We start from the raw sequence: 24705 nt of genomic DNA, 5'->3' as shown, positions 1-24705 counted from the left end.
TTGTTTACAGGCTTGCTACAAAAGACAATATTTGGAGACAAGCGGTAGAATAATAAAAATTATAAATTCTCAAGCCTTAAATTTAAAAACAAGGGCTTATAGCATTTATAAAACATCGAAAGATTGGCATATTTTCAATGTGCTTGATTACATTCCAACCTAATAAGGATTCAAAAGAAGCCAGGCAAGAGAAATGAGGGTAAGTTTCATTTCTTCTTCCGCGTTTATCTAAAGTCCTTGGTCATGCAGCCACTGAAACAGTTGCTGATAAACCTGCTTACGCACAGATTGCTCTGAAAGTACCAGATCATGTAAACCGTTCTGGATACTTTGAACCGTGACATCGCCTTTAATTTTTTTGGCATATTTTTGAATGTCTTTAATGCCTAGAATTACATCGCTGCTCTGTGCGGCTTTGCCCCATTTTTTAGGGTATAAGGTCTGATGCGAATGCATGATGAGTACCGGAACATCGAGCTGAACACCGCGATGAATTTCCTTCTGTGCCTCATGAATGGCACGAATAAAACTGATTCGAACCATCGGGTAGCGGGTCTTTTTCCAGTCCAGACTGAAGTCCCATTCGCCTTTTAAATCCTTATGCAGGCTGGTGGCATACCACTTGTTCAGCTCGCTTGGAAATTTAAGATTGGGAAAAATTTTGGCCAGTCTGCTCAGTTGCGGAATGCCAAGCGCACGTTTAATCGGATTCATATTGAAGTCATAAAATGGACTATTGACCCAAAGTGCTTTGATTAAAGGGTGCTGCGGATGATGTGCCGCATACAAGGTCGTGGTCAGGCCGCCGGTAGAATGACCACAGAGCAGGGCAGCATCGTGACCTTCGGCTGCTATAATGTCGAGTGCCTGGGTAATTTCTGCATCATATTCAGCCAAGTCATAGACGTTATAATATTTTTGATGCGGCAGAATCGAACGTCCGTATTTTCTTAAATCCAGCGCATAAAAATCAAAACCATGCTGATTAAAGCGCTCTGCCATTTCGGTCTGAAAAAAATAATCGATAAAGCCGTGAATATATAAAACTGCTTTTTTTGTGGGTTGGGCTGCTTTTTTACGGATCAGGGTTGCTACGACTTTGCCCTCATAATCATCGGGAAAGTTTAAGATCGCTTGTTCATAGCCTGTCCCCAGAATATCGAGCTGATAAAGCGGTTGCAGTTCACTCATTTTTATACTCGTTCATCTTATTAAATTTATGCTTTATCCTTGATGAGCTGAGGTTTTTTGTCAAACAGATCTTGCTGCCGATTTAAATTAAAAATACGAATAGGGATTAATTTTAGAAACCGTCCAAAACCTAGGCTGAAAATGAGTGTTATCAGATTATAAAATCCTGCTACAAGTATTATAAATTTGCTAAATGACCTAACAGCTTAAAATCAGGCTAAGCTATATAAAATAAACAAAGTGATGTGACTATTTTGGCAGAACTGCCGAAGATTGATTAGATGAGTTAAATAATGCCCAGAGAAAATTTGAACAGTAAACGCCCTTTATATATTCCTTATGCTGGAAATACTCTGCTAGAACTCCCACTACTCAATAAAGGCTCTGCATTTTCTGAAGAAGAGCGTAGAAGCTTTAACTTGCATGGCTTGATTCCTCATGTCACCGAGACGATTGAAGAACAAAGTCAGCGTTCTTATCAGCAGTATTGTGCTTTTAGCAGTGATATTAACAAGCATATTTATTTGCGGAATATTCAGGATACCAATGAGACCCTGTTTTACCATCTGATTGAAAATCACCTCAGTGAGATGATGCCGATTATCTATACCCCGACTGTGGGTGAGGCATGTCAGCGCTTTTCTGATATTTATCGCCGTCATCGTGGGATCTTTATTTCCTATCCTGACCGTGATCAGATCGACCAGATTATTCACAATATCAATAAAAAGAACGTGAAAGTGATTGTGATTACAGATGGTGAGCGCATTTTGGGTCTTGGAGATCAAGGCATCGGTGGTATGGGGATTCCCATTGGAAAACTGGCACTCTACACCGCATGTGGCGGGATCAGTCCGGCCTATACCTTACCGATTACTCTTGATGTCGGTACCAATAATCAGCAGTTGTTAAATGACCCGATTTATATGGGCTGGCGTGAACCACGAATCAGCGGCGATGAATACTATGCTTTTGTCGAGACGGTGATTCGGGCGATTCAACAGCGCTGGCCAGATGCCTTAATTCAGTTTGAAGACTTTGCACAGAAAAATGCCATGCCTTTGCTGGAAAAATATCGTGATCGAATCTGTTGTTTTAATGATGATATTCAGGGCACCGCAGCAGTGTCTGTCGGCAGCCTGATTGCTGCTTCGCGTGCAGCAGGTAAACAGCTCAAAGATCAGGTGGTTACTTTCCTGGGTGCTGGTTCAGCTGGTTGCGGGATTGCAGAACAGATCATTAAGCAAATGGTTGCTGAGGGTTTAAGTGATGCTGAAGCGCGTGCACGCGTGTTTATGGTCGACCGCTTTGGTCTGATCACAGAAAATCAGCCGAATTTACTGGACTTCCAGCGCAAACTGGCACAGCCTCTTGAAAATGTAGAAAGCTGGGCAGATGCTGAGAGCATGATTTCTCTGCTAGATGTAGTTAAGCGTGCCAAACCGACGGTACTGATAGGCGTATCTGGACAGCCAGGTCTATTCACTCAGGAAGTGATTGAAGCCATGGCTGAAAACAGTGTGCAACCGATTATTTTCCCTTTATCCAATCCGACTTCCCGCGTAGAAGCTGTTCCGGCAGATATCTTGCAATGGACCAAGGGCAAAGCGTTGATTGCGACGGGTAGCCCATTTGCACCAGTGAATTATCAGGGGCAGATTCATCATATTTCACAATGCAATAACTCTTATATCTTTCCGGGCATTGGTTTGGGTGTAGTTGCTTCAGGTGCAAAACGTGTCACGGATAATATGCTGATGGCCTCGAGTAATGCCTTGGCGGACTGTTCTCCGAAACTGAAAGATCCTCAGGCAGATTTATTGCCAAATCTGGATTGTTTACAGTCGATTTCGAAGCAGATTGCCTTAAAAGTGGCGCTTGCTGCGATTGAAGATGGGGTAGCACCGAAAGTCAGTGTAGAAGAATTGCAGTTGGCTATTGAACGTAATTTCTGGACACCGCAATACCGTAACTATCAGCGAATTACCTTTTAATTATATTGGAAATGGACTCTGTATTGTGGCTAGTGGTTTGCTAGCTTGAGTTTATCTGATGCGTTGGTGAAATATAAAAAGCCCTGATCTTTTGATGAGGGCTTTTTATATTGTCGTAGGGGTGGCATGGTCACATCTTGGTTATAAAATCAGAAAGTACTTTAAGAATTTGTTATTGAGTGAAACAAAAATGAAAGGATCATTTAAAAAAATAACATCAACATAAAAAGCCCCGATCTTTCGATCAGGGCTTTTTTAGAATCTGGAGCGGGAAAGGAGACTCGAACTCCCGACCCCAACCTTGGCAAGGTCACCGAGATTTATTTCATTAAATTACATTAATTGTAAGTAACTGATTTAATTTGAATGATTTAAATTTTTATAGGGTAAATCTTTCATCAATTTAGATCATTTAATGTTATTTTGGTCACTTAATTTTGGATATTTTACTTTGTAAAAGTCACCTATTTTTTTATACTGATTTTCATGAGAAACAATAACAATATATGGTTTAATATAATGAGTATTAATCAGTATGAAAATATTTTATATTCAATTCAGTAAATGAATATTATGCTCAATCCTATTTTGGATCATCTGGAGAGTCTCTGTTTGAATTTGTCCAGGTAATAGGTCATGAGCGATATTACTGAATCGGATTGCAACCTTACAAATCGAGCCAATAATTTCATCGACCTCTTGGGCAGAAAGTTCCGCTTCCTGAGTACCAAGTTTTACAAGAGCTTGTCGAGGAATATCCAGTGCCTCACCCATGATATCCATTTGATGATATCCACCTGGCCCTTCAAAGAAAGTAACATCATAGGCAGGGGAGAGTTTCCATTGCCCATTTTGGGACATCAGAAATGAAAAGTTTTTGCAATGATCATCTCGATTATTGAAGACTACATTGAAAACAGCTCGCTTGAATGCAATTGCTTTTTCGCGAACATCATTGGTGCAAAAGTGTGTAGCGCGAAGAAAATTACTGTAGTCTAAACTCCCTGGTGATTTAAAATCAGCTCCGGTGACGGCCGCTAAACTTTGCATAGGGATACGCATGCCATCGTGGCGGTCAAATCTCTTTGATGCAAATGCGGTTAATCCATTCGGAAGAGTAAAATATTGAGTGTCAGGGGTATCAATATGACAATAACGCAAGCATTCTGCATAAACAGCTTCAATTGCACAAACTTCAGGATGCTCTTGCTGAGCGGGAAATTTGATCAGCCAAGCTTCATGTTGATGTGAGCTAACTGTTGAGAATTCGTTGGTGACAGGATCACGATAGATGAGTGCTTTTGGTCTTGTACCTTATTCAGAATATCATTTCCACCACTTGCGTAACGTTGGTCTAGAAATGCCACATCTCCGACAAACTAGGCCAGCATTATTGGTCTCTTCAAATAATTTAACCCATACGAGTCTTTGTTGAATTTCTCTGTTCATAGACACCCATTATATTGAAATGATATCTATGAATCACACACTTTATATAATTATGGATAGTCTCATCTGTCTGTAAATGATTATTTACCTGATTTTAAAAATAATAAAGGTTTTAGGTTTTCTATCCACCAATTCAAGCAAGCCTACCTGTAGTTACAAAAATCAATCCTACGGATCGCTTTTTGGTATGCAACAGGGCTTGTCAGGGGCGACCCCTGAACCCCAAACATCACTTATCAAATTGCGATTAAAAAGGTTAAGTTACTTCGGATTTTTAAATCTTATTTATATTAAAATTTCAGTCTTGAAATATAAGAATTCATTGATTTTCAAGGGCATGTGTGTATAATTTTATATTCATGGATTAAGTAAAAAATCAATAAATTTTAGGATGTTAAATTGAGTCATTTGATTGTTGGAAATTTAAATTTAGAGACAAAAATTTTATTATTATTAATGATAAAAATTTTACAAAAAATTGATGATAATGAGTATTTGATTCACGGAAATTTTAATAATGTAAGCTTGAAAAATAAGATTTTTGAGTTTAAAAATGAATACCTTAAAATAGATAAATCGGAAATGGTATTGGCAGTTGTTGGTACCATGAAAGCAGGAAAATCTACAACGATCAATGCAATTGTAGGTTCTGAGATATTACCGAATCGTAATGCACCGATGACTGCAATTCCGACATTAATCCGTCATACACCAACTCAAAAAATCCCGCGATTATTATTTTCTGAAAAAGCTGGATTACCACTCAATAAATTAATTAGTGAATTAAAAAAAGCTATTTTAAATAAAAAAAATGCTCATGTACTTGATGATTTAAAGTCAGATAAAGACTTATATGTGACCGTTGAAAAAATTCAGCAAGGGCTGAAAATTCAAACTGAGGCTTTAGGAGAGAAAGAGATTTTTTCTTTCTTGGTTTATTTGAATGATCTTGTCCGTATTTCACCTATATTTGGTTTAACATTCCCATTTGATCAATATCAAGATATTGATCAACTTCCTGTAATCGAAATTGAATTTTCTCGTCTTCAAGATGCAGGAAATACAGAAGGGAAGCTTATTCTTCTAGATACCCCAGGACCAAATGAAGCCGGTCAAGCACATTTACGTCCAATGTTGCAAGAACAGTTGAAAAGAGCATCTGCTGTTTTAGCTGTGATGGATTATACGCAGCTCAAGTCAGAAGCTGATGAACAAGTCCGTGATGACTTAAAGAGCATTGCTGGAACTGTGAAAGATAGGATGTATGCTTTGGTCAATAAGTTTGACAACTGTGACCGTAATGGAATGCAAGCAGATGAAGTCAAAACCTTTGTTGAGGGTTTAACAGACGGTTTAATTAAAGAGGATAGAGTTTATCCAATTGCTGCGAAGTTAGGGTATCTTGCAAATCGTGCACGGCATGAACGAGACAAGAATGGCTTATTGCCTGAAATAACGGATGATACAGCTTGGGTTGAGGATTTCTATCAAGAGGCAGGATTACGCAGAGAGGCATCAAGAACACCAGAGCATATAGCAGAAAGCATTGATGACTTGTGGGGAGTTTCTAATTTAAGTAAGCCGTTAAAAGATATTATTGAGAGTTCATATGACAATGCTGCATTTTTAGCTTTAGAAGCAGCAGTCGATAAGCTAGATCCAAACAATAATGAACTAAAATCTATTTTTGAATTTCTAGAACTAATCTCAAAAATTTCAGTAAATACTGACTTACAGGTAGTATTTAATTCCCTAGATAGTTTGACTAAAGAAATTAATAAAGAAATGAGTTGTTCTAAAAAAATATCACGGCTATATGGTGAAGAGAAAAAAAGTAAGAAAAATAAAATTAATAAAATCATGAGTGATATTAGACAACTGCATGATCAAGTTTTTTCTAAATTAGATTCAATTATATTATTTGCAGAGCAGTATCCATTAGATATTTATATAGATAAAAGAAGCTTAGATATATATATAAGTGATTCTGAGAAAATTATAAAAAAAGTCAGCAGCATATTGGTTAACGATACACATTCTTATGATGGTGTTAGGCAAAAAATGGTGGCCGAGCTAAAAGATATGCATCAAAATTTAAAATGGATACACGAACATAATTCTAAAAATATTCTTTCTATGAATATTGAATCTCAACTGATTGAGGACTTTTCATATTGGCAAGTATCCTTTAAAAAATTGCAACAGCAAGTACGATTATATAGTTCTGAGTAACTTCAGAATCTTGTTTATACTTTAAATAAATCAGCAGGATAAATTAAATGTCTTTAGATATAAAAACGTTAAGAGATGAAGCTCAGGCATTATTACAAGTTGAACATGCATTTTTGAATAAAATGCTAGATCAGCAACTTTTATCAGAGTCTGATGGTAAAAAGCACAATCAATATGATAAAGCGACTATAGATAAGGACTCTGTTCAAATGGAAATTGCTGTCCTACGTGGTGAAGAATTTAAACTTTCAAACTTAGAAATGGTATTGGCGGTTGTTGGTACTATGAAAGCAGGGAAGTCCACAACGATTAATGCAATTGTAGGTTCTGAGATATTACCGAATCGTAATGCCCCAATGACTGCAATTCCAACATTAATTCGTCATACGCCAACTCAAAAAATCCCACGATTATTATTTTCTGAAAAAGCGGGCTTACCACTCAATAAATTAATTAATGAACTAAAAAAAGCGATTTCGAATAAAAAGAATGCTCCTATTCTTGAGGATTTAAAGTCAGATAAAGACTTATATGTGACCGTTGAAAAGATTCAACAAGGTTTGAAAATACAAACAGAGGCTTTGGGTGAGAAAGAAATTTTCTCTTTCTTGGTTTGTTTAAATGACCTTGTCCGTATTGCACCTAAATTTGATTTAACATTCCCATTTGATGAATATCAAAATATTGATCAGTTACCAGTAATTGAAATTGAGTTTTCTCATCTTCAAGGTGCGGGAGATACAGAAGGAAAGCTAATTCTTCTAGATACACCAGGACCCAATGAAGCAGGTCAGGCACACTTACGCCCGATGTTACAAGAACAATTAAAAAGAGCCTCTGCTGTCCTTGCGGTGATGGATTATACGCAACTCAAATCTGAGGCCGATGCTCAAGTTCGTGAAGATTTACAGAGTATTGCAGGAACTGTTAAAGATAGGATTTATGCTTTGGTCAACAAATTTGATAATTGTGACCGAAATGGTATGCAAGCAGATGAGGTTAAAACCTTTGTTGATGGTTTGACAGAAGGTTTGATTAAAGAAGATCGTGTTTATCCAATCGCGGCTAAATGGGGTTATCTTGCAAATCGTGCACGACATGAAAGAGATCAGGACGGTTTATTACCTGAAATAACCGATGAAACAGCTTGGGTTAATGATTTCTATCAAGAAGCGGGATTACGTAGAGAGTCATTAAGAACGCCAGAGCGTATTGCAGACAGTATTGATGACTTGTGGGCAGATTCTAAGTTAAGTCAGCCATTGAAAGATATCATTGCAAGTTCATATGATAATGCAGCAATTTTAGCTTTAGAGGCTGCAGTTGATAAGTTAGAGGAGTGCTCTGATAAAATTCATACTGTTTTGGGGGTAAAAGAGCAGTCAATGCAAAAGTCAGCAGCAGAATTGAAAGCATTGATTTCTAATTTAACGGAAAATATCAAAAATATTGATAAAACAGAAGTCGTAGCAGAAAGTTCAATTCGTCAACATCAAAAAAACTTTTCACAAAAAATTCTGAATATTATTAAAGAACAATTTAAGCAGGTTGAACAAGAACTAGAGCAAAAACTGTTTGCAGCTAATGAGAAATCAAAGAAAGCACAAGAAAAAAATACTTTAGTTTCATCTAGTGCAAGTCTATCAAGATTATCCAAATTGCTTGGTGTAGTACGTAAGACTTATTCAGATCTGCAATATGATCCGAAAAATCCTAAGATCAATTTTGGAGATGATAAGCAGGGGGCATTAGAGTTTTTAGAAAGTATTCAAAATGTATTACAGACGTCACATAACCTGACTAACCAGAATATTGAACAGGAGCTCGATAAGCTATTGGTTGTTTTTGAGGATGAATTTAAAAACAATATTCTTCAAAATGCACAAAAAAATATGTTGCAAATTAACAAAACATTAAGTCAAAGTGGCTTTGATGATATTCAAATTAAGTTGCCAAGCCGTAAGAATTTAGATTTAAAACTTACAAGTGCTCGATTAATGCAAGATGCTTTATTGGAAGAGCAGTATGAGGAAAAAAGAACAAGAGTTGTAGATAGTAAATGGGGGCGATTTAAAAATTGGTTAAATAGTGATTGGGGGCAAGAAGAATATACAGTTAAAGTGCAAGAATATAAAGTAGATATGAATAAAATTAAAACACAGGTGAGAAAAGATTTAGAGGATAGTCAAAAGCTTTTAAATCAATCTATTCAAAAAAATATTGAGTTGCCTCTAATTCAAACTACCGAGCAATTTTTTATTGAATTTAAACGTAAAATTTCAGGTCTTAAAAAAGACATTGAGAATAGTTTAAATGATAAAGAAAATTCTCATCAAAATGATCAATTGTTGCTAGAAATTATACAATTTATGCTTCAAGAAAATTTAAATTTTAATCAGAGAATTACAGTTTTGAAGTCTGCATTAAATAAAGAAATCAAGTCAGCAGCTTAATATAGAAATAATGAATAAGACATTATGTCTTATTCATTCTAAGGAAATAAAAATGCAATCTGAATTATCAGAAATAATGCCATGTATCGCAGACAAATTTGTTATTGAAATTGCAAATAGCATACATGTATCACAAGATCATATTAGAGTGCAGTCTACTAGGTTGAATAAGATGTCTCGTTTAGTAGATTCATTCACTGGAGCATCTGCAATACGGCAAAATCAAGTCAATGAAAATTTAGCACAAGGCCTAGAAGGAGCTTTTGAATGGCTCAATACCTTAATGAGTGAGTTAAATGTGGGATTTTCAGCACTTAAAATACTCAATCAGAAAATGACGGAAGTGCAAAATTCAGTGACTGATTTGGCAAAATTTAGTTTGCACACACAGGAGTTATTAGAGCAATTAAATGAAAAGGTTAATCATCATATATTCGATCTTGATCAACGTTTATCTCTAGTTGAAGCGGAATCTAGGGCGCATAGACAAATCAATTTATTATTTAAGCAATGGCAAGCAAATCATTTTCAAATATTATCCCCATTACAGAAATTATACACTGTATTAGAACGCTTATATTGGGGAGATTTTGGTGAGTACTATAGAAACTATCATAGCCACCCTAAAGCAATAAAAGCAGTAGAAGATATTAAACAAACTATTTATTTTGAAGCAATAAAATGCTTGCAAAGTGATATGCAGATAGAAGTAGATGAATATTTACATCCTTCACAATGGCTTAAAAGAACAACATCATTAAGCGTATCAATTAAAGAAAGTTATGCATTTATGGGTGACTGGACTAAAGATGAACAGATGCCAATTAGCTATTATGCTTCCCAACAACCAGAGCAGTTATCTATCTATGTGCCACGTATTTTAACTGCTGAAAAATTATCTCAATATGCGTTAAATGAAATGTTTGGAATCAGAAAATGACAAAAATATTGAAAACAGGGCTTGTACTTTCAGGGGGCGGTGCAAAAGGTGCGTACCATGTTGGGGTTGTTAAGGCTTTAGCCGAATATAGAATAGAAGTAGATATTATTTCTGGTGCAAGCATAGGGGCACTTAATGGTGCTTTATTGGCAACAAGTTCTTCAATGCAAGAAGGTTATGAACGATTAAATGAAATTTGGCAGTCATTAATTCAGCAATCGCCAATTAAGCCACAAGTGAAAAATCTCCCCATACCATACTATTTGATACTTTTAGCAAGCTTTGGATTGCGATTGAATGCTGTGCCCTTGATGGTTGTTCAAAAGTTACTTGCTCATTATCGCATTGGTCCTGATATTTTTAAGCAAGATCCTAGTTTCTTAGATAATTCACCACTGACAACTTTAATTAATAAGTATTTAGATTGGCAATCTTTACAGCGAGGCAAACAGTTATACGTATCAGTATATAAAAGTAATGGTGGTATGTCCGATTTAATTGAATGTTTAGCCGCGATGCTTTCTTTGAAGGATACAGCACCATCTGATTTTTTGTGCTTACAACAACTGCAAGAGTATGAATGGAAAAATGCATTAATGGCATCTGCTGCTTTACCAATGTTGTATGAGAGTCAAAAAATAGGAGGAGAAACGTATACTGATGGTGGACAGGGAGGATGGAAAACGGTTCAAGGCAATACGCCTATTACACCATTAATTAATGCTGGATGTAATTTGGTACTTGTAAGTCACTTATCGGATGGTTCTTTTTGGAACAGGACGGTTTTTAATGAAACTACAGTAATAGAATTACGTCCTAGAAAATTAGTTGAAAGGGAGGGTATTCGAGACTTGTTGGCATTTAATGCACATAGCATTAACGATTGGATTGAACAAGGTTATACGGATACGGTCGCTTCTATTTCACGAATTAAAGATGCATTAAATAACCGTAATGAATTGAAAAAAAATATGTTTGAGCAAAAAAATGAAGAACAAAAGATGTTGGATAGTTCAAATAAGATGCAGGAAATGATGGATAAAATCAGAATGAAGTTGTAATAAAAAATAACCATAGGAAATGAGGTTTTACAGATGTTTCCATGTGCTAGTGTTTTTAGAATTTAGCTATATAAGTGTTTGATTTAATTGATTGTTTGTGGTTTCTAGTGGGGTAAAATTTTTAGCAATTTAGATCATTTAAGGGTATTTTGGTCACTTCATATTGGAAATTTTAGTCTATAAAAGTCACCTGTATTTTGGTGCTAATTTTCATGAGAAACAACAACATTATATAATTTAATATAATGATTCTTGATCCTCATGAAAATTTTTTATATTCAATTCAATAAATGAATATTATGCTCAATCCTATTTTGGATCATCTGGAGAGTCTCTGTTTGAATTTGTCCAGGTAATAGGTCATGAGCGATATTACTGAATCGGATTGCAACCTTACAAATCGAGCCAATAATTTCATCGACCTCTTGGGCAGAAAGTTCCGCTTCCTGAGTACCAAGTTTTACAAGAGCTTGTCGAGGAATATCCAGTGCCTCACCCATGATATCCATTTGATGATATCCACCTGGCCCTTCAAAGAAAGTAACATCATAGGCAGGGGAGAGTTTCCATTGCCCATTTTGGGACATCAGAAATGAAAAGTTTTTGCAATGATCATCTCGATTATTGAAGACTACATTGAAAACAGCTCGCTTGAATGCAATTGCTTTTTCGCGAACATCATTGGTGCAAAAGTGTGTAGCGCGAAGAAAATTACTGTAGTCTAAACTCCCTGGTGATTTAAAATCAGCTCCGGTGACGGCCGCTAAACTTTGCATAGGGATACGCATGCCATCGTGGCGGTCAAATCTCCTTGATGCAAATGCGGTTAATCCATTCGGAAGAGTAAAATATTGAGTGTCAGGGGTATCAATATGACAATAACGCAAGCATTCTGCATAAACAGCTTCAATTGCACAAACTTCAGGATGCTCTTGCTGAGCGGGAAATTTGATCAGCCAAGCTTCATGTTGATGTGAGCTAACTGTTGAGAATTCGTTGGTGACAGGATCACGATAGACGAGTGCTTTTGGCCTTGCACCTTGTGGCGATCCACCCATAATTAATAAATGCTGTAAAAATTCTGCACCTTCTCCTTTGAGAAATTCCTGGACTTCTTGAGCGAGTTTAATCAGTGGAATATTTTCAGTTAATGCTAACTCAGGTGCTGAAGATTCAAAGGATAATGCCCCCATCGCATGTGTATTAATATACGTGAGTCGTTCTAATGGCCCAATCCGTGCTGGATTGAATCCATCTTTTTAAATAAGCGATCCATAAGAAGCATGCCCCAACCATCGGGTAGGGCATCATATATAGGACCTGGCAATCCCATTTGATGTGCAGGAAAGTTCTTTCTTAATGGTCACGTTTTAACGGAAGTAGGTAAGAGGAAAGTTCTAAACCTTTACTGATCGCTTCTGCACTGTATTCAAAGGCGATTAATGGTCGACCTGTGATTGCGGTTGAGGAGACCAGTGTACCCCAAAGCCAATATTCACCCCATCCATTGTAGTAAACATTAAGTTTTTTGAGCATGGATTTATTTCCTTTTGATACGTTGGCGAGCCGTATTGCTCTCATAGCGGAGAATGTCATCTACACTGTTTAAATCTGGTTTGAAGAGTTCCTCTAATTCTTTTAATCTGCCCAATACCATGGCAACGCATACTAAATTTTCAAATGAAACATTTCGACCAGCTTCCAGATTAGATACTGTATTCACGCTAACACCAGCACGTGTAGCGACGTCTGACTGAGTCATTTCCAGATAAAGTCGTTCTTTGCGAAGCCTCTCATATAATAATCCAACAACTTCTTCAGGTTTTCTGAATCTTAAATCCATAATATTGGGTCTTATGTTTGGATATGGCTATTAAGCCACAAAATAATGGAATTATAAAATGTGTCGGTTGATCGGTGAAAAGGTGCTTTATTGGGTGATTAGATCCTATTAGATTAAAGAAGTCTAATTAGACATTTACAATCTAATAGCGTCTAACAACTTGCTTTAAGCTCAATCAGTTTCGCGTGGTGTCGCGAGGAACTGGGATTTGCTATCAGGTCAATCTGGAATATCTGGCACAAGTGGTCTGGAGCAACGAGGTTGATGGGCAGGGCTTTGCCTTTTCTGATACCTTATTCGGTACCGATTCACAATTTATTCATCATATTCTGAAAATATTTCTTCAATTTCATCCCACTGCGGCAATTTATGCTTTTTTTTATTCACTTCGAATTGTAAACCAACACCATCAAGCACACGTTCAAATATGTCAAATGAACCTGTAAAATGGCCATTTTCCATCTCTGAAATTGTTGTTTTATTGACTTGAGTTTTTTCTGCAAGGCTTTTCTGTGTATAGCCTAACCCTTTTCTTGCCAAACGTATTTCTTTACCTATTTCACCTCGTGTAGCCATTTTTTCTCCCGAAATTTGTTAGCTATATAGCAAACTTTTAACTAATTATGGTTAATGTTCGCTATATAGCAAACTTTTATAATGATTCTTGAATAGCTAAATTGAACTTATAAGATTCAATTTAGCCTCGAATTAGGTTAATAGAATCCATATATGTATGACAGTTCTCAATAATGAGGCAGTTGTATACCTCTTGAGAAGAGGAACTTCTTATACCTTGAATTTGAATTATTAGACAAAATTATGACTTTTAATTTTCTGTGTAATGAAGCTTTGTATTTCTTAATATTTACCCTGAAGCCGAAGTCCTTCGACTACGTTTAATACAGTAGCTAATCCATGAGTAGTCTGAATCTGTTTTATCGGAATGCCTTTGGTTAGCTTATTTGGTGACTTCATAAAATGCTGCATCCATTTAGCCTCTCCACCTGTTAGAGCATCTAGTGATATCGCAATACGAATTAAAATAATTGCGAGTTCTCCCTGACTTGAATCGGGATCTAACTCAAGCGAATTTAAAGTTTCCACTGAATCTAAATTGATAACGATAGCAAGCTGGTCCTGTGTCAAACCAAGTTGTTTTGCAGATGATAAAACAGCTTTAGTTAATACCTTTTTTTGTTTTGCAATTTTTTCTGATGTTTTATGCATGACTGATCTCAGTTTCAGACGTTGCTGATACCTAGAGTTTATACTATTTGATTATCGTTTCTCAGAGTTCAAATTTTTATTACAAACAGCTTAAAGACGAGAAACGATCATTAGATACATCAGTAGTTTGAATACCCCAAGTGCTTTTGCATCTTTATACTTGAAAGAGAACTTGATTCGCTCTTCATCCTCATTCAGGCTGAAATTTTCTATCCGTAATGCTAAATCCTGTAATGTGTTTTTGAGCTGTTCCTTACTCCGTTGGGAAAGCTCAAGATGAAGATATTTTTTAGGAAATAAACTGCTGATAAAAGACATAAACTTTTTCAGTTGGCGTTTTTCATTCAGTTCAAAAATGAACTGGGCTGAATTGGGCTGAACTTTTTCAAGATAAATTGAATAGATCGTATTGAGCTGTTTTTCATATTGATGATGTACTGTTGTGAAGCGTTCCTGAACCTTATGAATGATCTGTTTTTCTTCCTGATTGGTGGGCAACATGGTGACCAGTGCATCAGGAGATTTTCTTAAAAAGTCTGTAGTAAATAGGCGGGAAGATTTTTTTTGGTTTACACAGGAGGTTTTCAAATGCTGGGCTCTAGCACGTAATTTTTGCGCGATTTGCAAAGGAATAGTTTCAGGTAACATAAGGTCTTGTTCTTTTTCAACTACAAGAATGTGATGCAATAGTTCAAAATTCATTTCGGAATCATGTGCTCCCAGTACGAGTGGATCAGTGGAACGCTGGTGCCCTGGTTGATATTGATGATCATGTTGCTTGTAACGGTCTTTAGTGAGTTGATCAAATAAGAACGACCTGATTGCACGTTGTTGAACAGGGTATTTAACAGCAGCATCATGTTTTAGAATATTAAAATAGGCTTCTTTAGGAAGCGGGCTTTGTATTTGATTGAGCTGATAACTGATTGCCAGATGCATTAAATGCAGATAGCTAGAACAGGTTGTTTCAGGTGTCAGATGCCCGGCAAAATGAGAAAGGGCGTACCAGATCTGTTGAGTATTTCTGTTTCGTTGCAAGGCATAACGGATGCGGAGTTGCTCATTTGGCGTATAGTCTGTAAATGCATCAGCAAGCGGTGAGTGTTTTAAAATCAGATAAAGATGATTAAATGCTGAATGACGCAGGCTGTGATAAGTAAAATTGTGCTCACCGAAAAATGACTGGATCAATTGTTTCAATAGGGAATTCACTTCATTTTCATGAGTTTCTTCTAAGGACTGTTTTAAAAACAGCGGTTGTGTAACTGATTTTCCCTGTTCTTTTAGCAGACGTTTTCTATTCTGACTATATGTTTTAAATGTATGTAATTCGTCGGCTTTAAGTAGATGATGCAGGGGAATCTTGCGGTAAGCTGAGTAGCTTTTTTGATTTTTATTGCGATTGTTGCGAATGGTGAGTATCACAGCATCTTCACTAATAAATAGATCACGTACGAAGATATTCAATGTTTCATTGATCCGTAGTCCGACTCTGAACCCCAGAATAAAAATCAGTTTAAATATATTTTTATCCTGAATCGAAATATCTTGAGTATTTTCGAGCTGCTCTAGCATGTGGTAAAAAATATGGGGCGAGATCAATGCGGTTCTGCAGATTTTTACTTGGATTAAACTATCCAGATCCACAGTGGGCGCGTTAAAAAATAATGTCTGTTTGTGATGAAACTCCTGTAGACGTTTTTGTAAAGTCTCTCTAGTTGTTTCTTTCTTTAATAAAAGCATTTCTCCATACATATCTTCAAAATCGGCATTTGAAAATGATGAAATGTCTTTGTCTTGCGTTGCCATCAGCCAATCGATGGCAAACTGTGAAAACATGGTATTTAGAGAGCTTTGCTTAATTGACTGAAAATCTGCACGTATAAGCTTGCGCTCAAATCGTTTCTGTTGTTGGATAATTTGATTTAAGCAGTTTAATTGAGTCTCTGTTAATTTTGAACGTAGGATGGTCCACAGCAACAAACGCTCTAAGGCAGGAGACAGTTCTCTGGAATATAACCCTATGAGTTGATCTTTATAGTTTTTTGCACGAATGGCTTGACGTATTTCTACAAGAGTTTCTGCTATATCTGATGCGATATTGACTCTAGAGTGGTTCTGATGGTTTTCACAAGTATTCTCAACTTTAATGTTATTGGTGTGCTTTTGTTCAAACTGAACAAAATAAGCTTCTAATTGTTTTTCGAGAGGACTGGAACTGTAAATTTCATTTTTTAGGATACAAATGGACATTTGATCCAGTCCGCTGTTTTTCAGGAACTGTGTATAGTAAAAACCGTATTTTAACAGGTCTTTACAACGTACCTTTTCCTCAGGGAAGCATTCAATAATACAAGCGTTAATCAGATGTTCTGCATCTTCAATATCCGAAAATAAATCAAACTTTTGATGTTTAAGTCTGTAGATCCAGCATTTCACAATGTCGTGTAGCACAAACGTTTTTGTATAGCTGACTGAAAAATCAGGGTCAATTATACGCTGATTACCGAAATTCCGGTTCGGGATTTCGAGTGTTACCATATGATTTAGGTTTAAAAAACTTTGAAATTTCTTTGTTTTTAAAATGATTTTTAAAAAAAATTGCAATTCGGCATGGTTATAAATGCCATTAAATAATATTGAACTGATCAAACAAAAGCCAAGAGATTGAGTGGGACTGAAGTCATTATGTTTTGTCAAGTAAGCAATCATATTTTTGGCAAATTGAGTAACTTTTTTACCATGTTTTAAGGTTTCAATATTTTGTAGTGGCAGAGATCTTTCGTACCTTACGGGAGCGGCAGGCACTGGATAGTAGTGATTCGATGAAAGATTAAAGCGCTTGATATATTTAGCAAATTCTATACGTGCCATCTGATAGCTACGGATGTTTGACTTACAGTGTTCTAAAAGCTGATTATCAACTTGACGACAAATTTCCGAATAGTTCTCAGGCGTCAGCTCTATACATTTCTCACTAAACAAGTTCAGAAGAAATGCTTTGTTTTTTCTATGCTTTTTTATTCTTTTGAGGGAGTGTGGGTGTTTACTCATTCAATCAGGAACCCGTTAAATGTAGACATACTTTTAAGTTCTAATATTTCGACAAGCTTGTCTTGTGCTACTCGAATATGATCGTAATCAGTTGCCTGAAAACCCGAATAACGATCAAACAGTCCCTGCATTGCTTCGTCATGACCAAAGATGTCTTTAACTATATCTTCATTGCAGTATTGTGCAAAAAAATAACGAGAAAAGTGGCGGGTCCAATTGCGCTGAAGGGCTATTTCTGTACAGAATTTTTGAATATCAGAAAGTTCTAAATTTCGGATATCTCCTTGTGGATCGTAAAATAATAGAAAGGGGCGTTCACCCTCGAAGACCTCATGGATTGTTTGTACTTGTTCATTGGACAGATAGGCTTTTGTGAGGTAGAGAAAGTGTTTTAAATATTTTAGGTAATGCTGTATTTCATCACGAAGATAATCGTTAAACGGTAGATATCGTCCAATGGTGCCCGAATAACGCTGCTCTTTATCTGCAACAGCCATCAATTGATTGTCGAGGTCAATATAATCTAGATTTGGCGGGAAGGACTCACTTGGTCGTGCTGAAGTTATCAGCATGCAAATATGCCAAAGCCAGATTGAATAATACTTCAGTGTTTTGAAAGGATTTGGATTACCTCGAACTTGTTCATCAAGCTGTTTAAATAAAGATTTAACCAGTGGCAGATCTGGTGTTTGCTGACTACCGAAAGTAATAGGAGATTTAAATTCTTCGATATAACTGCTGTTGAGCTGCGGGCAAACTAGATAAAGTGTTTGGCTATAAATATCGAGAATATCTATGATCTGTGTTGAAGAGTAATGGCATGGAATATAGTGCTGAACGCTTACGCCGCTAAGTAACTTACTTTCCAATTCATAACCTAGCTCATTCAATGTAATGTCACTGAGTAAACGTGGGAGATTTTGTTGAGTTAGCTGGAAAGTCAGCTCTTTATTGATGCTACGTAAATGCTCTTGTACCTTTGAATCAATTTTTGCATGATCCCACTTTTTTAGTTGAAAAATATTTTTAAAGTAAACTTGAGGCAAGGGAATTGTAAAAGAGTTTATGGTATTCAGCATATGTTCTTTCAAAACAAAATCTTTGAATTTAGAGATTTCAAAGCTTTGTTTGAAGAAACACGAGTCAGGCTTCAGTAAAACCTTTTTATTTTTTGCAGTGATTCGTGAGTTTTTTTGGAAAACTGGCAGATCTTTATAATAAGTAAGGCTGAGTACTGAAAATAGAAGTAAAGCATGAATGGGAGAACTTTCTGCTTCTTCAAATAAAACTTGCATAACGTGCCGTGCAGTAGGTAAATCGAAAACCCGAGGATTTGGCTTGTTCATTAGCTCATTCTTGTTTTGATGCAGAATTTTACTTTTCAGATTTACGATTTGAGCAGTGACAGAATGTTGCTCTAATCCATTAAATTCAAAGTTATGATCTTCAACTGTTTCAATGATTTTATCTTCGCGTGATTGTTTAGCTGTACCCTGTTCAAACTTGGTCTGATACGTTTGCTCATCATCAAGAGTAGTTCTTGATGTCTTGTAAATATCTGTTTGGGGAGATTCTTGTTGGATGCCTGGATTACTTTGACGGTGTCTTTTTTGACGTTCTGATTGAGTATAGGTATACGTATAAATAACGCGGATTTCTGCCAATTGGCCTATTTCGGTTTTCTTTAAACTCTCTTTGGATTTGTCAAATAATTTTCTATTCTCAGTTTCAGCTTCTTTTAGAAATTCAACAAGATCGTCTAATTCGATCGGAAGAGACGGTAAAAAATTGTAAAGCCAATGGTATTCCTGCTTTGTACTGGCTAAACGAAAACGTCTACAAAGATTAGCTACAGTAGCTGCATGTTCTTTGCTATCAAGTAATTCAATGCATTGAGTATTGAAAATGGCCCATTTCAGTGCATTTGATTGATATGCTGATGGAGTGTTGATCAGCGCCAGGAGATAATGAGCTAATGGATACTTACTAATCGATAGATCAGTAGGATGCTGATTCATAATTTTAATTAGTTTAACGACTTCAGTTGGTCGGATGAAATCATTGAGCTTAAAGAAGTCCTGATCATTTTCCAGTTTTGCTTCCGCCAGTGCTTGATAGAAGTCTCGAAATGGTTCAAGCTTTAATTCTTGAGTATCTTCTAAATAACGATATTCATTCATGATTAAATTCCCGCCAGAATTTTTTCTAATGACAGTGGGTCGGCATAATTTGAAATAGAACTCACTGGACTTTTGGATTTAGACAGTCCTGATAATTCTCGTAGATAATTGATAGTTAAAACTTCCTGACCGAAAACTTCCTGAAGATGTGCAGCTAAGTATTGTTCATTTAGCCAATTCGAAATGACGTCTAAGCCATGAATGGAGTGGTGTAATCCGGAACACAGTAAGGCCTTTACTTCGCTTAAAGCCTGGATGGTGAATTCGTAGGAATTATTTTTTTCATAAGCTCTGAACTTAAATTCATTTTTATTCTTGTTGTAAAAATAGGCATAGATCCAACTGAAATGACTACTAAAAAAATAGTGATCAGCTTTGTCTGTTGTCAGAAGAGGGATTTCGATATTCTGTTTAAAAGTTAAATTCAAGTGATAGTTTTGCTGTTTCTGATTAAGCTGAAAAAATAGAGCAATCCAGATTTGGTAGGCATGCATACATTTTGGATAACACATTAATTGTAAGTTTTTTGAAGATACACGATGACTTTCAATAGCTTTTTTTTTATAGACATATGCTGATGTCTCCCCATATTTATGCCAAGTGGCTGAAAAATAAGCTATAATATTCACGTATTTTTTATAGGAGAGTCAAGGGTTGTGCACCCTATATTGTGTTATTAAATTGTAAATTTCACTATATATAGTGTTTTTAATCTTTTTAGGGCTTTGTTGCACAAACCTATCTGTAAAGGCTTTTTCAGCGATATAATTTTCAAATGAAGAAGCCTACACACAAAATCTACCGCACAACCAATTGGCCCGCATATAACCGAGCACTCATGAGTCGCGGAAATATTGCCATTTGGTTTGATCCTGCTACGCAATGGTATGCGCCATCAAAAGGCAAACAAGGGCGAAATCAAATCTACTCCGACGCAGCTATCCAATGCTGCTTAATGATTAAATCCTTATTCCGTCTGTCTTTACGTATGGTTACTGGCTTTGTGCAAAGTCTGATTAAACTTTGCGGATGAGCAGCCCCGAATATCAGTGATATTCTTACACCACGCTTTGTAGAGGACAAAAGCATATTGATATTGTAATCAGCTACCAAAAAAGTAGCGATGGGCTGCATCTACTCGTAGACTCTACAGGCATGAAGTTTCTAGGTGAGGGCGAATGGAAACGCAAGAAACATGGAGCTGAATATCGTCGCCAATGGCGTAAACTACATATTGGTATAGATGCCAAAACCCTACAAATACGCGCTATTCAGCTCACAACCAATAATGTCAGTGATTCACAGGTGCTTGGTGATTTACTTAATCAGATTCCACAAGATGAGCAGATTGACTCTGTTTATACCGATGGAGCTTATGACACCAAGCAATGCCGTCAGGTCATTGCAGATCGGCAAGCACATGCGGTGATTCCACCTAGAAAAAATGCGAAACCATGGAAAGATACAAAGAGTAGCTCGCTAGAGCGAAATGAATTACTTCGAGCAATTAAACGTTTAGGCAGGACACTATGGAAAAAATGGTCAGGCTATCATCGGCGAAGTTTGGTTGAAACCAAGATGCATTGCATCAAATTATTAGGCGATAAATTAATGGCAAGAAGCTTTCCTAGTCAAGTGAATGAGATCCATGCACGTGTAGCAGTCCTTAACAGATTTACGGAATTAGGTCGACCACTTACCCAAGTTACGCCTTAAATTTGGCTCAATTAGGGGCGCTTTGCATTTCAAATCTTTGTGCAACAAAGCCGCTTCTACTCCAAAAATCTGACAGTCATGCCTTTGCGAACAATTTTAGATAAATTATTTGCGTCCCAATTGGTCAATCGAATACACCCATGCGAAGCTGTTTTAGAAATTAAAGCGGGGTTGGGTGTCCCATGAATTCCAAAAGAAGGTCGAGATAAACCAATCCAAATATTTCCAACTGGATTATTCGGTCCGGGCGGTAAACTAAGAGGTTTAAGATTTTTGCCTTGAATAAAATTCTTAGGGTTATAGCTGTAGTGTGGATTTGGCACAATGCTCCCAATCACATGAGTGCCAGATGGTGAGGGATTATCTTCACTACCAATGGTTGCAGGAAAAGAAGCAATCATCTTATTTTGTTGATCAAGCAAATATAATTGTTTTGAGCCTTTGTGCGCGATAATCATTTTTATATTTTTTGGCAACGTGTTTTTCACATTTGCCACAATAATCTTTTCACCAACTTTATTAAAAGTTGCACCTGAATTTATTTTTTGTAAAAACAATTCATCCATATGAAACTTTTCACCGAGCATCTCAGTCACACGGGTGTAATACAAACCTCGCATCTTTGATTGTTCAGCATAATCTACAGGAATAGATTGAGCATAAGGCCCCTTCAAGTCTTGTGCAGTAATCGTGTATTCAATAAATGTTGGTTGGGTTGTATCTTCATTTAAAAGATGCCAAGTATTTGCGTCTAAGATTCCATCACCACTTAGACCCTTCATAATTTGAAAAGCTGAAATCGCTTTAACAGTATTTAAGCCCAATGAACCATCAATCGCCCCTGAGGATGAATAGTGGCGACTCAACAGGACTTGTAACTTTGCGTAAACAGGAAGATAGCCTTTTTCAAGATTGTCTGACCATTCAGCTTTATTTAGATTATCTAAAGACCATGTGCTGGGTTGATTTAACAATGCCAAATTGTTCTGATCATTAGTTGAAATACTAAGTAGACTGTGCGGTTCTCGTGCGTTTGCATAAGTTGAAAAAATACAGATATTACTCAAGCAAATAATTAAGAAACGACTCAACATAGTAGCTAATCCCAAGGTAAAACGATTTATCAAAATGACAATACCAATAGTTTAAATAAAGTTAAATAAATGCGCCTTTGTAACAATTTTAGTTAAAAAAATGCCAACTTAAGAAGGTAAATGTATATGGACTGTAACACTAATATTGTATATTAATTAACTAAACTAGGATAATTTCGTGTCCGCGCTAAAGTAAATTTTGCCATACAAGTATAAATAATTGATATGGCTAAACTTTCAAATTGAGGTGGCTTTGTTGCACAAAGATTTCATAACTATATGATTTTAAAAGTTTTGATTATTTTTTGATCCAAAATTAAATTTATTTAAATCAGATGCTTACATATTTATGCAACAAAGCCAATTGAGGTAAAATTATAAATGAATACAACAGTAAAAGTAATCTCGGTTGACGGTGATGTTTGGCACTTTTCCAATACAAATAAAAAATTAATTCTAAAAAAAGGGGCAAAACTTCAGGCAAAGGATGTATTGCATCTTTCTGAAGAAAGCAATGTCGTATTGCAGCTTTCAAATGGTCGTGTGGTTGAAATACACGGTAAAGATTTAACGAATAATGGCGGTAATTTTAGCCTGAGTTCTTTATTGGGCGAATCAAATTCAGATATCGATAAAATTGTAAATTTTGCAAAATCATTTCAGCAAATGAATGACACTGAACAACAAAATGATGTTGTTCGTTTGGATGATGGTCGCGTATTTAAAAAAGAAGGTAAGGACTACGTTGAAATTGCAGGGGAGTCTTTCGAGGGCGATCCTGATGTTACCCAAGGTGGGCATCGTTTTGTTCAACTGACACGGGCAGGTGAAACATCTGTCGCTGATGGCATTAACCCTTTGATGCTGAATAGGGTGGTCGATAATATTCCACCTTTAGGGATTGAATATCCAGCATCCTTATCAGTTATTAAGCCTTTTGAACATGGTTTGGGCGGTGGAAGTTGGATGCCATTGTCTGTATCTACACTAACAGGAAATACCCCCCCTGTTGCAGTGAATGATAGCTACACCACGCCGCACAACACTCCAGTGACACTGAGTCCACTACAAGGTGATACCGATCCAGAAAATGACGCCTTAAGCATTACCAGCATTAACGGCGTCACCCTGACACCAGGTACAGCACAGAGCATTCCTGTAACCAATGGCGTTGTGACTGTTGCTGCTGATGGCACCATCACCTTTACTCCAAATACAGGATTTGTGGGTCAAGTTAGCTTCCCGTACACCATCAGCGATGGTCATGGCGGTACTAGTCAAGCAATTGAAACCATTACGATAACAAATACTGCACCAGAGCTGACCTCAGGTAGTGCGCGGGTCTCGGAAGAAGGCTTAGTTGGCGGACTTGCCGATAGCAATGGTGATGACCTCACCAACAGTCGAATCTTTAATGGCAGTCTAGTGGGTGCGGATGTTGACAGCGACGCGGTGTTAACCTATGCGTTTACAGGTGTTCCAAGCGAAGCGTTGACCTCCAATGGCGTGGCCGTGGTGTGGACATTGGTCAGCGCGACCGAAGTTGTGGGAAGAGCCAACGGTATTCCAGTGGTCAGTGTGATCTTAGACAGCGCAACAGGCGACTACACCGTCACCTTAAACAAAGCCGTCGATCATGCGGACATGACCCAAGAAGACATCCTTGAGTTCAGCATTCCGACCAGCGTTACCGACAACCATGGTGCAAGCGCCACTTCGACCTTGAATGTCATTGTTGAAGACGACAGCCCAGTTGCGGTTGATGACAGCGCAGCGATCAACGAAGATGATATTGATGTCACAGGCAACGTGCTGACCAATGACACCACAGGTGGGGATGGCTATGCAGATATCGCCACAGCAGTCACCGAAGTAGCAGGCAATCCAGCGGATGTTGGACAACCCGTCAGCCTGAACCATGGCGAAATCACTTTAGATAGCAATGGTGATTACACCTATACCTTGGACAACGGCGATACCGCAGTACAGGCATTGGCACTAGGTGAAACCTTAACTGAAACCATCAGCTACACCATGATTGATGCGGATGGCGACGAAAGCCAAGCCACCTTAACCATTACCATCACGGGTACCAACGACGCCCCAACGCTATTGGCAGGTAGTGCTCGGGTCTCTGAAGAAGGCTTAGTTGACGGACTTGCTGATAGCAATGGTAATGACCTCACCAACAGTCGAATCTTTAATGGCAGTCTAGTGGGTGCGGATGTTGACAGCGACGCGGTGTTAACCTATGCGTTTACAGGTGTTCCA

14 protein-coding genes and 5 pseudogenes are annotated in these 24705 nt (G+C 37.2%); 8 read left to right on the top strand and 11 right to left on the bottom strand.

From position 1 onward, the window contains the following. Positions 1-228: 228 nt before the first annotated feature. On the bottom strand, positions 229-1191 hold the full coding sequence (locus F995_RS15000; RefSeq protein WP_004647613.1) for an alpha/beta hydrolase: 963 nt from the start codon (positions 1189-1191) through the stop codon (positions 229-231). Positions 1192-1484: 293 nt separating this feature from the next. Here F995_RS15000 and F995_RS14995 point away from each other — a divergent pair, with 293 nt between their 5' ends. Continuing rightward, the gene (locus F995_RS14995) at positions 1485-3185 is read left to right on the top strand and encodes an NAD-dependent malic enzyme (protein ID WP_004280930.1); all 1701 of its coding nucleotides are present in this window, start codon (positions 1485-1487) and stop codon (positions 3183-3185) included. Between the two features lie 552 nt (positions 3186-3737). Here F995_RS14995 and F995_RS14990 read toward each other — a convergent pair. Together F995_RS14990 and F995_RS16665 are read right to left on the bottom strand one after the other, a co-directional pair. Beyond that, positions 3738-4499, bottom strand: a pseudogene (locus F995_RS14990) (type II toxin-antitoxin system HipA family toxin); the annotation flags it as partial. A gap of 15 nt (positions 4500-4514) precedes the next feature. Then, positions 4515-4634, bottom strand: a pseudogene (locus F995_RS16665) (helix-turn-helix domain-containing protein); the annotation flags it as partial. A gap of 399 nt (positions 4635-5033) precedes the next feature. On the opposite strand from F995_RS16665, the gene F995_RS14985 reads away from it, so the two are divergent. Genes F995_RS14985 through F995_RS14970 form a run of 4 tightly spaced genes read left to right on the top strand, consistent with a single transcriptional unit; the run spans position 5034 to position 11320 of the window. Further along, positions 5034-6866, top strand: a complete 1833-nt coding sequence (locus tag F995_RS14985) for a dynamin family protein (protein WP_004647611.1) — start codon at positions 5034-5036, stop codon at positions 6864-6866. 47 nt (positions 6867-6913) lie between these two features. Continuing rightward, positions 6914-9319 (top strand): dynamin family protein, encoded by a 2406-nt coding sequence (locus F995_RS14980; RefSeq protein WP_004647610.1) that lies wholly within the window; start codon positions 6914-6916, stop codon positions 9317-9319. Positions 9320-9371: 52 nt separating this feature from the next. Further along, on the top strand, positions 9372-10259 hold the full coding sequence (locus F995_RS14975) for a diguanylate cyclase regulator RdcB family protein (protein WP_004647609.1): 888 nt from the start codon (positions 9372-9374) through the stop codon (positions 10257-10259). Then, on the top strand, positions 10256-11320 hold the full coding sequence (locus tag F995_RS14970) for a patatin-like phospholipase family protein (RefSeq protein WP_004647608.1): 1065 nt from the start codon (positions 10256-10258) through the stop codon (positions 11318-11320). The genes F995_RS14975 and F995_RS14970 overlap by 4 nt, the downstream gene beginning before the upstream one ends. 278 nt (positions 11321-11598) lie before the next feature. Here the strand turns inward: F995_RS14970 and F995_RS14965 are convergent. Together F995_RS14965 and F995_RS14960 are read right to left on the bottom strand one after the other, a co-directional pair. Continuing rightward, positions 11599-12856: pseudogene (locus tag F995_RS14965) on the bottom strand (type II toxin-antitoxin system HipA family toxin). A 4-nt stretch (positions 12857-12860) separates the two neighbouring features. Next, positions 12861-13163: a helix-turn-helix transcriptional regulator gene (locus tag F995_RS14960; RefSeq protein ID WP_004647604.1), complete on the bottom strand. Its 303-nt coding sequence runs from the start codon at positions 13161-13163 to the stop codon at positions 12861-12863. Between the two features lie 173 nt (positions 13164-13336). Here F995_RS14960 and F995_RS17225 point away from each other — a divergent pair. After that, a pseudogene (locus F995_RS17225) lies at positions 13337-13474 on the top strand (hypothetical protein); the annotation flags it as partial. Between the two features lie 4 nt (positions 13475-13478). Here the strand turns inward: F995_RS17225 and F995_RS14955 are convergent. The 5 genes from F995_RS14955 to F995_RS14935 form a co-directional block, all read right to left on the bottom strand. Then, positions 13479-13739, bottom strand: a complete 261-nt coding sequence (locus tag F995_RS14955; RefSeq protein ID WP_004647603.1) for a helix-turn-helix domain-containing protein — start codon at positions 13737-13739, stop codon at positions 13479-13481. A 282-nt stretch (positions 13740-14021) separates the two neighbouring features. Further along, positions 14022-14390, bottom strand: a complete 369-nt coding sequence (locus F995_RS14950; RefSeq protein ID WP_004647602.1) for an antitoxin Xre/MbcA/ParS toxin-binding domain-containing protein — start codon at positions 14388-14390, stop codon at positions 14022-14024. Between the two features lie 90 nt (positions 14391-14480). After that, entirely contained in the window at positions 14481-17444 is a 2964-nt protein-coding gene (locus F995_RS14945; protein WP_004647600.1) for a tyrosine-type recombinase/integrase, read from the bottom strand. Then, on the bottom strand, positions 17441-19624 hold the full coding sequence (locus tag F995_RS14940; protein ID WP_004647599.1) for a hypothetical protein: 2184 nt from the start codon (positions 19622-19624) through the stop codon (positions 17441-17443). Before F995_RS14940 ends, F995_RS14945 begins: the two co-directional genes overlap by 4 nt. A gap of 2 nt (positions 19625-19626) precedes the next feature. Then, positions 19627-20253 (bottom strand): hypothetical protein, encoded by a 627-nt coding sequence (locus F995_RS14935; protein ID WP_004647598.1) that lies wholly within the window; start codon positions 20251-20253, stop codon positions 19627-19629. Between the two features lie 146 nt (positions 20254-20399). Between F995_RS14935 and F995_RS14930 the strand changes: the two are divergent. Continuing rightward, positions 20400-21340, top strand: a pseudogene (locus F995_RS14930) (IS5 family transposase). A gap of 56 nt (positions 21341-21396) precedes the next feature. Here F995_RS14930 and F995_RS14925 read toward each other — a convergent pair. Continuing rightward, positions 21397-22434, bottom strand: coding sequence for a L,D-transpeptidase family protein (locus F995_RS14925; protein ID WP_004647595.1), 1038 nt, complete (start codon positions 22432-22434; stop codon positions 21397-21399). A gap of 381 nt (positions 22435-22815) precedes the next feature. Here F995_RS14925 and F995_RS14920 point away from each other — a divergent pair. Next, the coding region (locus F995_RS14920) for an Ig-like domain-containing protein (RefSeq protein ID WP_004647594.1) at positions 22816-24705 on the top strand (1890 nt) is incomplete at its 3' end.

The sequence above is a fragment of the Acinetobacter sp. CIP A162 genome (assembly GCF_000367905.1).
Lineage (GTDB): Bacteria > Pseudomonadota > Gammaproteobacteria > Pseudomonadales > Moraxellaceae > Acinetobacter > Acinetobacter lwoffii.
This window is presented reverse-complemented; position numbering and strand designations above follow the sequence as displayed.

Bases quoted from the DNA above. Each gene is read 5' to 3' on its own strand.
- F995_RS15000 (WP_004647613.1), bottom strand. From the start codon at position 1,191: ATGAGTGAACTGCAACCGCTTTATCAGCTCGATATTCTGGGGACAGGC.
- F995_RS14995 (WP_004280930.1), top strand. From the start codon at position 1,485: ATGCCCAGAGAAAATTTGAACAGTAAACGCCCTTTATATATTCCTTAT.
- F995_RS14980 (WP_004647610.1), top strand. From the start codon at position 6,914: ATGTCTTTAGATATAAAAACGTTAAGAGATGAAGCTCAGGCATTATTA.
- F995_RS14975 (WP_004647609.1), top strand. From the start codon at position 9,372: ATGCAATCTGAATTATCAGAAATAATGCCATGTATCGCAGACAAATTT.
- F995_RS14970 (WP_004647608.1), top strand. From the start codon at position 10,256: ATGACAAAAATATTGAAAACAGGGCTTGTACTTTCAGGGGGCGGTGCA.
- F995_RS14960 (WP_004647604.1), bottom strand. From the start codon at position 13,163: ATGGATTTAAGATTCAGAAAACCTGAAGAAGTTGTTGGATTATTATAT.
- F995_RS14955 (WP_004647603.1), bottom strand. From the start codon at position 13,739: ATGGCTACACGAGGTGAAATAGGTAAAGAAATACGTTTGGCAAGAAAA.
- F995_RS14950 (WP_004647602.1), bottom strand. From the start codon at position 14,390: ATGCATAAAACATCAGAAAAAATTGCAAAACAAAAAAAGGTATTAACT.
- F995_RS14945 (WP_004647600.1), bottom strand. From the start codon at position 17,444: ATGAGTAAACACCCACACTCCCTCAAAAGAATAAAAAAGCATAGAAAA.
- F995_RS14940 (WP_004647599.1), bottom strand. From the start codon at position 19,624: ATGAATGAATATCGTTATTTAGAAGATACTCAAGAATTAAAGCTTGAA.
- F995_RS14925 (WP_004647595.1), bottom strand. From the start codon at position 22,434: ATGTTGAGTCGTTTCTTAATTATTTGCTTGAGTAATATCTGTATTTTT.